Source organism: Desulfosediminicola flagellatus (genome assembly GCF_005116655.2).
In the GTDB taxonomy this organism is placed as follows: domain Bacteria; phylum Desulfobacterota; class Desulfobulbia; order Desulfobulbales; family Desulfocapsaceae; genus Desulfopila; species Desulfopila flagellata.
Genome location: NZ_CP050698.1, coordinates 6,032,575 through 6,046,742, shown reverse-complemented (window position 1 = coordinate 6,046,742; position 14,168 = coordinate 6,032,575). Strand labels below are relative to the sequence as shown.

Sequence of the window (14,168 nt, the reverse complement as noted above, 5' to 3'; positions counted from 1 at the left end):
TCGATGCCCGTACTACAATGAGGAGGTAGTTCCTCTGCTTAGTCGCGTAATAAACAAAGAAATTTCAGGCATACATTTTACCCCGGGATCATTTCATTGATTTTCCGGATTACTTTTTAAAACCAATCTCCTGAGCAATTTCAAGCAGTGGCAGGAATTTCTCATTTTCGAGAGCAACCTCACCAAGCGGATAATCCATACCCATGTTGGTATACTTCTGCGTGCCGAGACGATGATACGGCAGTAATTCATACTCCACGTTATACTCTTTCAGGAAATCGACGATGGCCCTGATATCTTCTACAGTATCGTTAAAACCAGGAATTACCGGGGTTCTCACACGTACCTTCATTTTAGGGAACGCTTCACGTATCGCCTTAAAGTTATCAAGGATCAACTCATTGCCAACCCCTGTAAATTTCTTATGCTTTTCAGTGTCGAGACTCTTGATATCAAACATCAGCATATTGCAATACTTACCAGCTTCAAGAATGGCATCTTTTGAGACATGACCGCAGGTTTCGATTGCGGTTTTAATATATCGACGCTTTGCTTCTTTAAGTAATGCGATAGCAAAATCAGGTTGTGCCAGCGGTTCGCCACCGCCAAGAGTAAGACCACCACCGGATCGTGCATAAAACGAGGCATCTTTTTCAACCTGATCTATCACGTCTTTTACTGTCTGCTCTTCACCGTACGTAATAAGCGCACCAGCCGGACACACTTCGGTACAGGCAAGACAGTTTGTACACACATCCCAGTCAACTGAAATTTTGTCATCATCTCCTTGAACAAGTGCTCCGGGAGTACAGATTTCACCACATCGCAAACACTCTGAAAGTGAAATACATTTATTTCTGTTGTAGGCAAGTTGCGGCTTGAACGATTGGGACTCCGGGTTACTGCACCATAAACATGAAAGCGGGCAACCTTTCAAAAAAACAACGGTACGGATACCCGGGCCGTCATGCACAGAGTATTTCTGAATGTTGAATACTGTACCGGTAGTGTTCTGAATTTCTTTGCTTGTCATTTTGCAGCCAGCTTCTGGTAATTGGGTTGGAGGGGAATTTATTACATCTTACAAATACGCGCAAAATAGTATTTTGCGCGTATTTGGTACTTGCCAGTACTTCTCTGGAAATGAGTCATTTTTTCAAGATCGAGGTGCCCTCAGTGTGTAATCGATGACCTATGAAATACGTCGAGGATTACATGCTGAGGGCAACGCTGATATTGGAAAAAAGGGCCATTTCCAGTTAGTGCTTATCACACAGACTCGTGCTCTGTTCTGGCTATCAGATCATTCTGCAGATCCGGGGAAAGATCAACAAAGTATGCAGAGTATCCTGCGATACGAACGATAAGGCTCTTGTACTTCTCAGGATCTTTCTGAGCAGCAATAAGCGTGGACTTATTGATTACGTTGAACTGTACGTGCCAGAGCTTAAGATCGCAGAAGGTACGAATGAACGATACCATCTTGTCTGTTCCTTCCTCGCCCTCAAGACACTTCGGAGTGAACTTGATGTTCAGCATGCGCGCTGCACGATCACGGTGTCCATAGTTCTTGGAGTTGTAGTTGGAAAGCAGTACAGAAGTAGGTCCGGTCTTATCAGCACCGTGAGATGCAGAAGAACCGTCAGACAATGCAGTCCATGCGTAACGACCGTTAGGAGTAGCACCAACAACCTTACCGAAAGGTACGTGAGAGGTAAATGGTACGTAACGGATATCGTTGTGCATTCCGAGTTCTTTGGAGTACTTCTGACCAAAGAGAACATTCAGCTCATCAACCTTTACAGCGATATCATCAGCATATGCATCGTCGTTGCCGTAGCAAGGAGCGGTCATAAGGAGCTGGCGAACATCTTCTTTGCCTTCGAAGTTACATGCACACGCTTCGATAACCTCGTTCATGGTGAGCTTCTTGTCATCGAATACGAGCTTCTTGATTGCAGACAACGAGTCAACAAGAGTACCAAGACCCATGTGCTCAAAGTAACCGAGGTTGATACCCTCAGGAATCTGCGGAGTGTGCAGGTCAAGACAATGCTTCATGCAGAGATCATGCATCGCAGAACCCATAGGCTGAGCGAAGTGCTTGGCACGAAGGTTGTTGATGATGTACTGCTGCTGAAAAGCGGTCTTAAGGAAGAGCTGATGCTGCTTTACATAGGCATTCCAGAACTCGTCCCAGGTTTTGAACTCACGAGGATCGCCGGTCTCAAGACCAAGCTGCTCTTCGCCGTGCTTAAGCATTTTACCGTTGTTCAATACCATCTCGAAAGCAGCTACAAAGTTTATGTAGGCACCACCGGAGGTGTAGGTGTCACGGTTTGGCATACGTGCTTCTGTACAACCGGAAACAGCGTAGTCATATGCTTCAGCGAAAGTGGCACCTTTAGATACGTAGATGGGTACTACTTCCTCATCGTTGATCAGCTTCGGGAAACCGGAACCGTCTTTGATGGTCTCAGCAACGTCAGCAAGATAACGCTCTGGAGAACGGGAGTGAATTCGTGCAGCGAGATCCGGGTAGTGAAGAGGGAACTCACGCTTGGACTTCAAGAACATGTAGGTCAGTTCGTTGGTCGCATCACGTCCTTCAGGAGTCTGCCCACCGATGGTAACTGCCTCCCAGTGTGCATAACCTTCGTTGAACGCGCCACCGGTAGGAGATACGTAGAGGTCAATGAACTGTGCCATACCAACCCAGAGGCACTCAAGTAATTCAAGTGCCTGGTCATCATCGATGGTACCATTTTCTATATCAGCTTTGTAGAAAGGGTAGAGATACTGATCCATACGACCATTAGATACGATGGTACCGGTCTTCTGCTCGATACGGGAGAACATCTGAGTAAACCATTGAGACTGTACAGCCTCGTGGAAAGTACGTGCAGGATGCTCAGGAACACGTTCACAGATGTCAGCCATCTTGAAGAGTTCCATCTTACGATTCATATCGGTTTCTTTCTCAGCGAGTTCGCGAGCAAGAGCAGCGTGACGCTGTGCCCAGATGATGATCGCATCACAAACGATAACGATTGCATCAAGGAAAGGCTTCTTCTCAACGTTGTCCCTAGGAGAAAGCGGATCAAGTGCTTCGATCTTCTCTAACGCTTCAGCTTTAATTCCACCGAAACCACGCTTAAGGATCTTCTCGTAATCATGTACCCACTGGATAGAAGATCTGAAAGAAGAGGTCTCGTTGACGATGAAACGAGAGTTAAGTCCTTCCGGATCATCATAAGAGAGCTTATGTACATCTGCAGGGAAAGCAGCGTTTAACGCTTCGTGGTAGGTCTTACCTTTCCAGTATGGAGCGATATCTTCAATAACGATCTTTGCATCTTCAGCTGAGATAGAGAAAGGAGACTCGGTACGGTTTGGCAGATCTTTGATCGCGATATCAAGGAAATCACCATCAAGCTCTGGGTAAAGGAGACCATAACGACCTTTAACACCACCACGACCACAGATAAGGTTATCTTCGTCGATATATACGGTGATGTTTTCAGCGATATGCTTCATCGCTTTAGCCCATCTGAGAGTAAGCAGTTCGCCTTCGGTCTCTTTCATGGACTCGGTGAAGTACTGCGCACGTTCTACATCAATGACAGGCTTTAAACCGTCAAAAGTATCAAGGATCTTAAATACGCGCGGATGTGATGCGCGGTAAATGTCTTCTTTACCTTCTATTTTATCCAAGAGACGTTGTTCATGTGGGGATACACAACATTGCATAGTTTTCTCCTAGTGGGGTGAGTATTAATCACTTAATCCTGCAGTGACAGAGGAGGTGTTTCCTCCTCTGTCAGCAGATTTAAAAAGTATTTAGTTAACGAATATCATTGGCAATGCGGGGATGTAGGTAATCAGCAAGAGAATAAAGAGCATGATTCCGACCATTGGCAGTGCAACTTTGGATAATTTTTCTATTTTTACGTTTGCCACACCACTTGCAACAAAGAGGTTTACACCTACAGGAGGGGTAACAAAACCGACAGCGAGGTTGACAACCATCAAGATACCGAAGTGGACCGGATCAACACCAACCTTGATAACAATAGGCAACAGGATCGGGGTAAGAATAACGATCGCTGCAAGTGCTTCCATAAAGGTACCGACAATCAGGAGCAGAACGTTAATCAGAAGCAAGATCATTATCTTGTTGTTCGTGAGGCTGAGCATCGCTTCTGCGATAGTCGCCGGAACCTGCTCGATAGTCATGATGTTGCCGAAAATAGTGGCCATGGACATCAGGATAATAACGATAGCAGATGTGCTGCATGCATCCATAAAACACGGCACGATGTTTTTCAGGTTGAGCTCGCGGTAGACAAACAGTCCGACAACCAAACCGTAGAACGCTGCGAGTGCTGCGGCTTCAGTAGGCGTCATAATGCCGCCATAGATACCACCAAGGATGATGACAGGCACCATGAGCGCCCATTTTGCATCCCAGAAAGCTTTTACAAAAGTGCCGATGTTTCTGTCTTTTTCAACACCTTTCCAACCGCGTTTTTTAGAATATAAATAGGTGAAAATCATCAGGGCAACGCCGGTCAGCACTCCCGGGACAATACCACCCATGAACAACTTGCCGATAGAAACCTGAGCACTCACACCATATACAACAAAGGGGTTACTTGGCGGAATCATTACGCCAATAGCACCTGCGGATGCAACAATTGCAGCGGCAAAGAGTTTGTCGTAACCACGCTGAACCATTGCCGGGATAGTAAGGGAACCGATAGCCGCAACAGTTGCGGGACCTGAACCACTGATAGCTGCAAAAAACATACTGGTTGCAATCGCTGCCAGGGCTATACCGCCGGGTAGGGCACCAAGAAGTTCATCAGCCAGGCTTAAGAGTCGTTTAGAAAGTCCACCCGCACCCATGAAGACACCCGCAGCGATAAAGAACGGGATTGCCATGATCGGGAAACTGTCAATGGAAGTGAATGCAATCTGAGCGACATACTCGATCGGCAGAGTACCGGCGTTAACGATAGTAGCAGTCGCCGCAAGCCCAAGACTTACTGAGATTGGTACGCCGATAACGAGGAACAGGAGAAAATAACCAAAAAGGATAGCAAGGGTACTTAAAGACTCACTGTAGAGCGCAGGCAGGGCAATAGCAACAGCAATGCCAAGGCCAATGAGCGTGTCGACAAAACCACATTCCTGAACCTGCTTATACATATCCTGCAGCAGACGGATACTTATAAGACCAAAACCAATAGGTAAAATGAGATAAGGCAGGAAATATGACATGCCGGTGCCGGGAGCCACCTGTGGATATTCCTGAAGCATCCCAAGATTTTTCAATCCCAGAACAAAAATAACTCCGGCGAGGGTGAGAAAACACATATTGACGACAATCCAGCTAATTGCCTGGTAGCGGGCCGGAAGTCTGTCGTATACGATATCTACTCGGATATTATTACGTTTTTTAATCGCTGCCGGAATCGCCAGGTAGGAAATCCATATAAAGATGAATCGTGCAAGTTCTTCAGTCCAAATGGCACCAGCGGCATCTGTTGAGAAATATGATCCAATGTAACGATAGAAGGTCTGGAAGGTGATAATAAGAATGATGGAGAGCATTCCTGCAAAGAGGAAAGGCTTTTCAAAATTCTCATCCAACCAATGAATTGCGGCCATTAATGCATTCGGAGAACGCTTTTCTACAGGTTCTACAGAAGCCATAGAGTCCTCGGTGCCAGCGAGAGAAGAAGGAGTAGTCATTATGTTTCCTCAATTATTTCAAACGGCGGGGCAGCCGGGCTGCCCCGCATGAGAACTACTTCTGGGTGTTTTCCACGAGTGTCATGAGTTCAGCAGGAATTTCGCTGGTGAACTGTGCCCATACAGGCTTGGTAGCTTCAACAAACTCTGCACGCTCTTCAGCGGTAAGATTGTGGATAGCGATACCCTGAGCTTTGAAAGCCTCGTTAGCTTTAACTTCGAGGTCAGCGGTGATTGAACGCTGGTAGTCAAGAGCATCCTTACCTGCTTTAACCAGGAGTTCCTGAGTCTCTGCTGGCAGAGAATCGAACTTCTTCTTGTTCATGAGGAGGATGTGCATGGAGTAATTGTGTGCAGAATCGATAGCATACTTGAGAACTTCAGTGTGCTTTGCATCGTTAAGAAGAGAGAAGGTGTTACCTTCTGCATCAACAGTACCCTGCTGAAGCGCGGTATACACCTCACCCCATGCGATAGGAGTTGGGTTCATGCCAAGCTTTGCTGCAACTGCAACCTCTACAGGAGATGCGGTGGTACGAACTTTGAGATTCTTGAGGTCTGCAAGAGTGTTGATTTCTTTCTTGGTAGATACGAAATTTCTGTAACCATACTCACTGTACATGATCGGCTTCAGGTTAATCTTCTCACACTCAGCTGCGAGGTATTCACCCAAAGGACCGCTATCAAGTGCTGCGTAAAGGTTCTTCTGGTGCTCAGGGCTGGTTACGTATGGCAGGTCAAATACCATGAACGCTTTTGAGAAGTTGGCCATGTTCGGAGAAGAAGCGGAAGCCATGTCCAGAGTACCGCGCTGGGTGGATTCCATGGTTACGCGGTCACTGCCAAGCATAGCATTTCCGAAAAGCTGAACCTTGATTTTTCCACCTGAACGCTCTTCAACGAGCTGTTTCAGCTTCTCATAACCAAGAGTTACGTTATTGCCAGGCGCCATCGGGTGACCGAGACGGAGGGTGAGTTTTTTTGCCTGAGCACTAGCTGCAGCACCTGCAATCAAACCAACAGTCAATGCGGCAACCATAAACTTTTTCCCAAAATAACGCATAGTTCCTCCAAAAAATTTAAAACTTTTGTAATAGCGATCCATTCGCCCTCATACACATTTTAGAAACTGTATTTCATTACTATATGTGTATAAAGCAATAGACATGCCAGTTCCCGCAAAAAGACATAATGCTCAACAACAACCATTATGTCTTTTCTTACAATTCTGTAAGCAATCCTTCTCCCGAAAAAAAATGATACGCTCAACTTCTCCCTACACTTCCAAAGGTTTGCGCGTGTTACTTCACATCTTCGCGAATATTGATCTTTTTCCTTTTCCTATCTGTTGCATGGGGTTATAAAATGTATATGTTCTGGGCAACGGTTTGACAATGTTGTCTGAAATTCAAACCAACAGATGTTGCACACGTGCAACATTTCCACTACACTTCCGCAAACAACACAAATACAAGGCCTTAACACGCGTTGCATTCTTGCAACACATGTTACATTTTTGCACCAGAATGTGGCTATCCCCTTTTTTTAACGTGTTTTAATGCTTCAGCAAAAAACATTAAGTCCGAGGAACGCGTCCAGGAAAATACGATGAGTAAAGGCCTTGGTATGTTGAAGCTGCGAAAGCCTTTCTTGATGAGAAATCCGGGCAAAATCCGGGCAAAAATATAGCAATATTGCAAGCAACTCTTTGCTTTTGTGGTAGACAAAACGTACGAAAAAGACAAAAGCCCGGCATCGCTATGGTGAATAGCTGTACCGGGCTGGTTGTTTTGCGGGATGAGTAAGTTTTTAGCAGAAAACCTGTATTCTCATCGACTACATGTGATCAATGAGAAATTCCCCCCGGATTGAATAGCATTACTTTCTGTTATCAATCGCAATCCGCACCACATTTTCTGATAGAGGTTCAATCCAGGGGGAACGTCTTTACTACAATCGGCTGATTCTTTCGTTAGAGCAACTCTTGCAGCATTTCTTTTGAAGCCGCAGGAATCACTACCCTATTTACCAGCATTCCGGAAAGCTCGATAGCTGAGCAGGCCGCATCTACTGCTGCTTGAACGGCGCTGACATCCCCAGTCGCCAGAAAGTACCCTTTGCCTCCAATCGCCATTGAGACATGGACTCTGAAAAGTGTTACATCAGCTGCCTTAGCTGCAGCATCTGCCGCTTCTATGATATTGGTTGCAGAGAATGTCTCGACAATCCCCAAGGCCCTGAAATTCTCATCGCTGACATGTACTGTGCCGGCGATAGCACTGAAAATCTGTTGGTCCACATTTGCGATTGTGAGTTTTTCGATCAGGTAAGAACCCACCACCGCCTCTCCTGCTTCAAGAGAAGCATTTACAGCGGATACCGATCCACCCGCAATAATCAGGAATTTTCCGGAGCAAATGGTCCTGGCAATAAGAATTGTAATGTCTGCCGCCTTGAGCATCGCATCCTGAGCCTGGTAGCCGGCTGCAATACTGGAAAGTTCTAAAACGCCAATTGAATGTGCTGTTGTTTTCATAAGTTATCTAAATAGTAGTACGTTAAACCGTTTCGCTTTAGCCAATTTCCAGTTCAATGGTGCTGTCTGTAATGTTCAACACTTTACCCGTCATTGGTGAGTGAATTTCACTGCCCAGATTTCTTCCCACTGAAGCTATTTTTTCACCAGCATTTACCAGAGCACCGACCGAAACAATCGCCTCTGCCGCTTTACCGATATGCTGGCGCAGTGGCACAGAAAGAACCTTTGGTGAAAAGAAATGCTCTATAAGCGGCCCGCTATCACCAAAACGATTGAGATCGAGCATACGCTTAAGTTTACTGGTTGGGGTCCGCCTGTATTTAATAAGCGGATGAGGGCCTGTTGACTGAAATTCAGCTGCATCAAACTTCATTCCTGAAGAACCGGCGAATCGCTTACTTAAGGTGCTCACACTTCCGGGATACAGCCCTTCCGGGCAACTCACCATAGTACAGAGATTACACTCACAGCAGGCCATAGCGTGCATTTCCGGTACACTTTCACCGGTAGGAGTGAACATCAGTGCCCGCATGGATTTATGTGGCTGAATAGGATGACCAAGCAGATACCTTGGGCAGAGAGCGGTACAGAATATACATTGATCACAGGCGGATTTACCGACTTTTCGTACGGTATCCGGCTTGCCCATAACCCGCATTCTTCGAACCAGAACATGATCTGCTGGTAAAATGTTAATCGCTGAACTGGTCTTGGTTACAACTTCATCGAGATCAGACGTTAGTCGTCCCATCATCGGGCCGCCGAGAAGAACCACATAATCACTGATAGTCGGACTCGCATACTCAATCAAAGTACGAATAGGCAAACCAATGGGTACTTCCAGGGTCACCTTATTCTCAACATCTCCACCGAGTGTAACAAAGGTTGTGGTGACCGGTTTACGCCTGCCGACATTAAGCAGGGTCTCAACATTGTTTACGATAATACCTTGAGTAATCGGCAGCTTTCCAGCTTCAACAACCTTACCAGTAGTCTCGTAAATAAGTGTAATTTCATCGCCTGCAGGGTAAAAATCTCCAATAGGGACCACCCGGACATCTGGTCCGACACTCTGGTTCAGATGATCGATGATGTGCGTGTGTTTTTCCTTGATACCAATGAGACCTTCACTCGCAGAAGCAGCCCTCATAACCATATTCAGGCCAGCAAGAAACTCCGCTGTATGATGGAGCAAAATCTCTTTATCTTTATGGATAAGTGGCTCACATTCAGCAGCATTGACAATAATGGTGGAGGCATTCGATGCCAGCTTCACATGGCTCGGAAATCCAGCACCACCGGCTCCGACAACGCCATTCTCTTGAATTTCTGCAACAATTGGATTCATGCTCATAATTACTTCAACCCCAGGGCGATACGAGGATCTATCTGACTTTTACTGATGGCTATTAACTCTTTGACCGAAACACATACTACTGCCACTATCCACGCTTAAGACTGCAAAGCACCTTCTGGGTAACATTTTCAACAGTATTGGAATCAGTAACCTGAAAATCATTTCTAAGGATGGAAACGATCTTTGTTACAACCGTCTTGAGATCCTGGGATTTACACGTTTGAGCATTCCGGCCCGGAGCGATATCCGCTGCAGGTTGCTTGCTGTAAAGGATCTTCACTTTCTTCTCACGTAATACATCTTTCGCGCCGGAAGTGAGTATCATGCTACTGTCTACGTAAATTTCTTTTGCACCAGCGCCGAGAAAATCGCTGATATTATCCGCGCTGATCAATTTCTTTTTCATGATTTCTCCATCGACATCTCATTGTATTTATACATATTCTGACAACTACCCACCAATAACCAGTGAAGCAGCCATCATGACATTTCTTTTTTGCCTGGTACATCCATCTCATCCACAATTCCCACGATGATTGCATCGATTGGTGAATGCCTTCCTAACTTTGCAAGACGAGCAGAACTACCTGTCGAAACGATGACCATTTCACCAATACCTGCACCAACCTGATCAACAGCCACAAAACTGTTACGGTGTTCTTTTGTTACCGGGTCGATAACCTGAACAATCATCAGCTTCATGCCCTGCAGACTTTCTTCCTTGCGGGTGGCCCAGATATTGCCGACTACTTTGGCTACAATCATTTATGCACCTCTCTCATCACGTTGAATTTCTATTCCGAATTTTTTCGCACATTCTTCCGCAAGAGAGGTCACCAGAGCCTTATCTGTTACAGCAATACGGCTAATCCCTTCAGCGTGACATTTCTCGAGGTCCTGCTCACTGATGACCCGTTTATTAAGCCGGATTTTTTTCTGTACCGCTGTGTAAGGACGAAGCCCAAAACCGCTCAGAGTCTCAGCATAATCACAATACAGTTGAAATAACTTCGGGGGAGCTGTGTTTTCGAAAGCACTGAACGCATAGGAGACAACCTCGACGGTTTTTCCGCTCATCAACAGCTTCAGCACTTCATCAGATCGTGGAGAGGTCGTTTTACCGAGAGCCAGGTCTGCCATATCACCCAGTTCGAGTCGTGGCAGTATATACCGGTCTATCTGGCCAGCATCGTACACTTCGTCACTGTAGAACATCCTTCTGGTCACCCCGTCGTCGTCGGGCAACTGGATATCTACAACATCATTTTTTGAACCGAGGATGAGAACGTTCTCGATTCCATGCCCATGAGTAAGCTGACCGAGAATCTGTTGCACCAACTGTTCTACAAGTTCTTTATCCACACGCACACTGCACCTCTGCAACGTTTTTAATAATTATGCAGCGGGTTTTGGAAGTGCATCCACTGGCATTTCCTTCATCAAAATCAATATGCATGGATAAACGGAAATTTTTGTTTACGCGGATAAGGACATCGCGGAAAATGACAGGTCGATGGCTCTCGGTTTGTACACAGACCAGATCCATATCGTTTACGCCAAATCGCGCTGCATCATCAGGATGCATGTGAATGTGCCTTCCGGCAACAATGACACCGCGATCAAGTGCAATGAGCCCTTCAGAAGAAGAAATAACCGCACCGGGAGTACCATCAATGTCACCGGAATGTCTGACCGGAGCATTAACTCCCAGCATGCGTGAGTCAGTTACAGAGAGTTCAATTTGTGATTCTTTTCTGAATGGTCCGAGAATGGCAATATTATCGATCACGCCCTTTGGCCCGATCAGACGCAATCGCTTGTCCAGAAGATACTGGCCAGGCTGAGACAGTTCACGCAACTGCTTTGGCGGCTCTTTGAAAAGCTCGTAATAATCCTTTTCAGAGAGATGAGCGTGTCGGGCGGAAAGCTCTATTGGGATATCGTTCTGGTTCTGATTGGACTGCTGTCTCAATCTCCTCGTAACTTCCCCGACTATTGCTGAAATGAGTTCTTCATTCACGGACATAATATACTTGTGCCTCTCAAGATCTTTCGAAACCAGATAATTCCCGCCCTCTGCATACCGTGCAAATGAGCATTAATTGCTCCGTCATCAACAAACCGGTCCCTGATCATTTCCACAGGAACTCATCCGGCCAATTCAGACTTTTGGCAGTGTATGCCCGTCGTTGGCTGGTATAATTACTTCGACATCTTCATGGGGATTCGGAATAACATGAACGCTTCGCACCTTTCCTACCGCCTTTGCAGCAGCTGCTCCGGCTTCGGTAGCAGCCTGTACAGCGCCGATATCACCCCTGACGATGATTGTAATCAGACCGCTACCTACCTTCTTCATGCCGGCGAGGGTAACATTTGCGGATTTCAGCATGGCATCTGCTGCCTCTATGGCGGCAACGAAACCTCTGGTTTCAATCATACCTACAGCACCGAGTCGTTTGGGCGGTGCTACCTTCTTTTTGGCTACAGGTGCTTTTCTTTTTCGAGGTTGAGCTTCACTCATTTTCCTACTCCGTTAGCCGTCCCATCCTGCAAACTACATAGGACTCTTTTAAAGCGTACAGAACGCGCCGGCGGCTTGTTAACAGTCCGCCGGCCCAGGCTCTATTTTCTTCAAGCGTATAATTGACTAATTATGCTTTAGGAAGAATAGCTTCAACGTCGTTATGTGGACGTGGAATAACGTGTACACTTACGAGTTCGCCAACTCTCTCTGCTGCAACAGCACCAGCATCAGTAGCAGCTTTAACAGCACCTACATCACCACGAACAACAACACAAACAAGTCCGCCGCCAGCCATGGTGGTTCCAACCATGGTTACATTTGCAGCTTTAACCATTGCGTCAGCAGCTTCTACAGCACCTACAAAACCTTTTGTTTCGATCATTCCTAAAGCATTCATGATAGTCAATCCTCCGATTCGGATAATAAGTTACATCAACGATGTTGATCTCTACCCTCCTGCTCGCGCTATCGCGCAAAAGCACAAGGGTAGTTACCTGATAAAAACCACTTATATTACAGCGCCCTCTTTAAGGCGTTTCATAACCAGTTCGGTTATTCTCTCCACCTCATTGACACTCACAGTTGTGGTTGCTGCTGCTACGGCAGGAGCCTTCTGGTCCTTGCCGAAAGCGACTCTTCGCACATTAAAGAGATGCTCTGGACCGACATTGTCGGAAGTCGAGCTACCACCTTCGTTACCGCATCCCAGCGTCAATGATGGAGCAAGAGCAGTAGAGATACCCACCGCACCCTGAGTCGAACCGGTGTTCACCACCATGCGGGACACTGGTTTTTCGATTGCAAACTCACGGATGACATTTCTGTCATTTGAGTGAATTGACAGAGTATGGCCAATACCACCGTTTATAAGCAGCTTATGGCAGTATTCGCAGGCCTGGCGCCAGTCTTCAACAGTGTAATAACCAATGAGAGCTGTGAGTTTTTCTTTTGAGAAAGGAAATTCAGGACCGATTCCATCTTCTTCGTAAACCATCAGACGTGTTCCTGCAGGAATGGTAATACCAGCCATGGCAGCAACGGTCTGCGCATCCTTACCAACGATCTGCGGATTCATGCCTCCACCCGGGCGTTCCATGATAGCCTTAACCTTGATTACGTCATCGCCTTGGAGAAAAAGACATCCTTTAGCCTTCAGGGTTGCCTTGACCTGATCGGTTATCACACGGTCAGCGAGAATTGCCTGCTCAGATGCACAGACGGTACCGTTATCAAAGGTCTTACTTGACATGATTTTGTCGACTGCATCTGCAATATCAGCGCTACGCTCGATATATACAGGAACGTTACCAGCGCCAACACCAAGTGCCGGCTTACCTGAGCTATACGCAGCCTTAACCATGCCCGGACCACCGGTAGCGAGGATGAGGTCTGACTGTTTCATCAGTTCCTCTGTACCCTGAACTGTCGGAACACTCATTGCGCTTACGAGATCAGCAGGTACACCCTGCTCAACCAAAACGCGCTTGATCATGTCCACAGTCGCCTTAATACAATTCAACGCACTTGGATGCGGAGCAAAAACAATTCCGTTACCAGCTTTAATAGCGATGATTGACTTGAAGATTGTGGTTGAAGTCGGGTTGGTTGAAGGAATCAGTGCAGCGATAACACCGGCAGGTTTGGCAATTTCCCAAATACCTTCCACGTCATCTTCTCGCAGGATACCAACGGTCTTCATTCCGCGGATATTATCCAGGAGCATCTCGCTTGCGAGCAGATTCTTCTGCGTCTTATCTTCCCAACGTCCGAAGCCGGTATCTTCCACTGCAAGCTTTGCAAGTGATTCCGCATTCTGTACAGCAGCCTTGCCGATTGCTTCAGTCACCGCATCGATCTGACTCTGGTTTAATTTACGAATTTCCGCCTGGGCTTTTTGCGCGGATCGTACCAGAGACCTGGCTTCCTGTATGGATAAGAGATCTTTATCCACCATAGTTCCTACTCCTTACAGATTGTATTTTTCACGA

General features: G+C 46.4%; 13 protein-coding genes. All 13 read right to left on the bottom strand.

What is annotated here, in order from left to right; genetic code table 11:
- Positions 1–109: 109 nt before the first annotated feature.
- Complete coding sequence (hpsH, locus tag FCL46_RS25085; RefSeq protein WP_136809224.1) at positions 110–1,033, bottom strand: (2S)-3-sulfopropanediol dehydratase activating enzyme; 924 nt, start codon at positions 1,031–1,033, stop codon at positions 110–112.
- 236 nt (positions 1,034–1,269) lie between these two features.
- On the bottom strand, positions 1,270–3,750 hold the full coding sequence (hpsG, locus tag FCL46_RS25080; protein ID WP_136809223.1) for a (2S)-3-sulfopropanediol dehydratase: 2,481 nt from the start codon (positions 3,748–3,750) through the stop codon (positions 1,270–1,272).
- A gap of 90 nt (positions 3,751–3,840) precedes the next feature.
- On the bottom strand, positions 3,841–5,718 hold the full coding sequence (locus FCL46_RS25075) for a TRAP transporter large permease (RefSeq protein ID WP_136809342.1): 1,878 nt from the start codon (positions 5,716–5,718) through the stop codon (positions 3,841–3,843).
- A gap of 94 nt (positions 5,719–5,812) precedes the next feature.
- A complete protein-coding gene (locus FCL46_RS25070; protein ID WP_136809341.1) occupies positions 5,813–6,820 on the bottom strand; it encodes a TRAP transporter substrate-binding protein in 1,008 nt (335 codons plus the stop codon).
- Between the two features lie 909 nt (positions 6,821–7,729).
- Positions 7,730–8,293 (bottom strand): BMC domain-containing protein, encoded by a 564-nt coding sequence (locus FCL46_RS25065; RefSeq protein WP_136809222.1) that lies wholly within the window; start codon positions 8,291–8,293, stop codon positions 7,730–7,732.
- Positions 8,294–8,330: 37 nt separating this feature from the next.
- Positions 8,331–9,650: a 4Fe-4S dicluster domain-containing protein gene (locus FCL46_RS25060; RefSeq protein WP_136809221.1), complete on the bottom strand. Its 1,320-nt coding sequence runs from the start codon at positions 9,648–9,650 to the stop codon at positions 8,331–8,333.
- Between the two features lie 88 nt (positions 9,651–9,738).
- On the bottom strand, positions 9,739–10,059 hold the full coding sequence (locus tag FCL46_RS25055; protein ID WP_136809220.1) for a hypothetical protein: 321 nt from the start codon (positions 10,057–10,059) through the stop codon (positions 9,739–9,741).
- A 74-nt stretch (positions 10,060–10,133) separates the two neighbouring features.
- Positions 10,134–10,418 carry a EutN/CcmL family microcompartment protein gene (locus FCL46_RS25050; RefSeq protein ID WP_136809219.1) on the bottom strand — a complete coding sequence of 95 codons (285 nt, stop codon included), beginning with the start codon at positions 10,416–10,418 and terminating at the stop codon, positions 10,134–10,136.
- Positions 10,419–11,015 carry a hypothetical protein gene (locus tag FCL46_RS25045; protein ID WP_136809218.1) on the bottom strand — a complete coding sequence of 199 codons (597 nt, stop codon included), beginning with the start codon at positions 11,013–11,015 and terminating at the stop codon, positions 10,419–10,421. It abuts the gene before it with no gap.
- Positions 11,008–11,679 carry a phosphate propanoyltransferase gene (gene pduL, locus FCL46_RS25040; protein WP_136809217.1) on the bottom strand — a complete coding sequence of 224 codons (672 nt, stop codon included), beginning with the start codon at positions 11,677–11,679 and terminating at the stop codon, positions 11,008–11,010. Before pduL ends, FCL46_RS25045 begins: the two co-directional genes overlap by 8 nt.
- Before the next feature lie 135 nt (positions 11,680–11,814).
- Positions 11,815–12,093, bottom strand: a complete 279-nt coding sequence (locus FCL46_RS25035; protein WP_228723440.1) for a BMC domain-containing protein — start codon at positions 12,091–12,093, stop codon at positions 11,815–11,817.
- Between the two features lie 214 nt (positions 12,094–12,307).
- Positions 12,308–12,586, bottom strand: coding sequence for a BMC domain-containing protein (locus FCL46_RS25030; protein WP_136809215.1), 279 nt, complete (start codon positions 12,584–12,586; stop codon positions 12,308–12,310).
- 102 nt (positions 12,587–12,688) lie between these two features.
- The gene (locus tag FCL46_RS25025) at positions 12,689–14,134 is read right to left on the bottom strand and encodes an aldehyde dehydrogenase family protein (protein ID WP_136809214.1); all 1,446 of its coding nucleotides are present in this window, start codon (positions 14,132–14,134) and stop codon (positions 12,689–12,691) included.
- Positions 14,135–14,168: the final 34 nt, after the last annotated feature.

What these genes read in the sequence shown, in the direction of transcription:
- FCL46_RS25050 (WP_136809219.1), bottom strand. Translation starts at nt 10,418, where the DNA reads ATGATTGTAGCCAAAGTAGTCGGCAATATCTGGGCCACCCGCAAGGAA.
- FCL46_RS25075 (WP_136809342.1), bottom strand. Translation starts at nt 5,718, where the DNA reads ATGGCTTCTGTAGAACCTGTAGAAAAGCGTTCTCCGAATGCATTAATG.
- FCL46_RS25025 (WP_136809214.1), bottom strand. Translation starts at nt 14,134, where the DNA reads ATGGTGGATAAAGATCTCTTATCCATACAGGAAGCCAGGTCTCTGGTA.
- FCL46_RS25070 (WP_136809341.1), bottom strand. Translation starts at nt 6,820, where the DNA reads ATGCGTTATTTTGGGAAAAAGTTTATGGTTGCCGCATTGACTGTTGGT.
- hpsG (WP_136809223.1), bottom strand. Translation starts at nt 3,750, where the DNA reads ATGCAATGTTGTGTATCCCCACATGAACAACGTCTCTTGGATAAAATA.
- hpsH (WP_136809224.1), bottom strand. Translation starts at nt 1,033, where the DNA reads ATGACAAGCAAAGAAATTCAGAACACTACCGGTACAGTATTCAACATT.
- pduL (WP_136809217.1), bottom strand. Translation starts at nt 11,679, where the DNA reads ATGTCCGTGAATGAAGAACTCATTTCAGCAATAGTCGGGGAAGTTACG.
- FCL46_RS25035 (WP_228723440.1), bottom strand. Translation starts at nt 12,093, where the DNA reads ATGATTGAAACCAGAGGTTTCGTTGCCGCCATAGAGGCAGCAGATGCC.
- FCL46_RS25060 (WP_136809221.1), bottom strand. Translation starts at nt 9,650, where the DNA reads ATGAGCATGAATCCAATTGTTGCAGAAATTCAAGAGAATGGCGTTGTC.
- FCL46_RS25055 (WP_136809220.1), bottom strand. Translation starts at nt 10,059, where the DNA reads ATGAAAAAGAAATTGATCAGCGCGGATAATATCAGCGATTTTCTCGGC.
- FCL46_RS25065 (WP_136809222.1), bottom strand. Translation starts at nt 8,293, where the DNA reads ATGAAAACAACAGCACATTCAATTGGCGTTTTAGAACTTTCCAGTATT.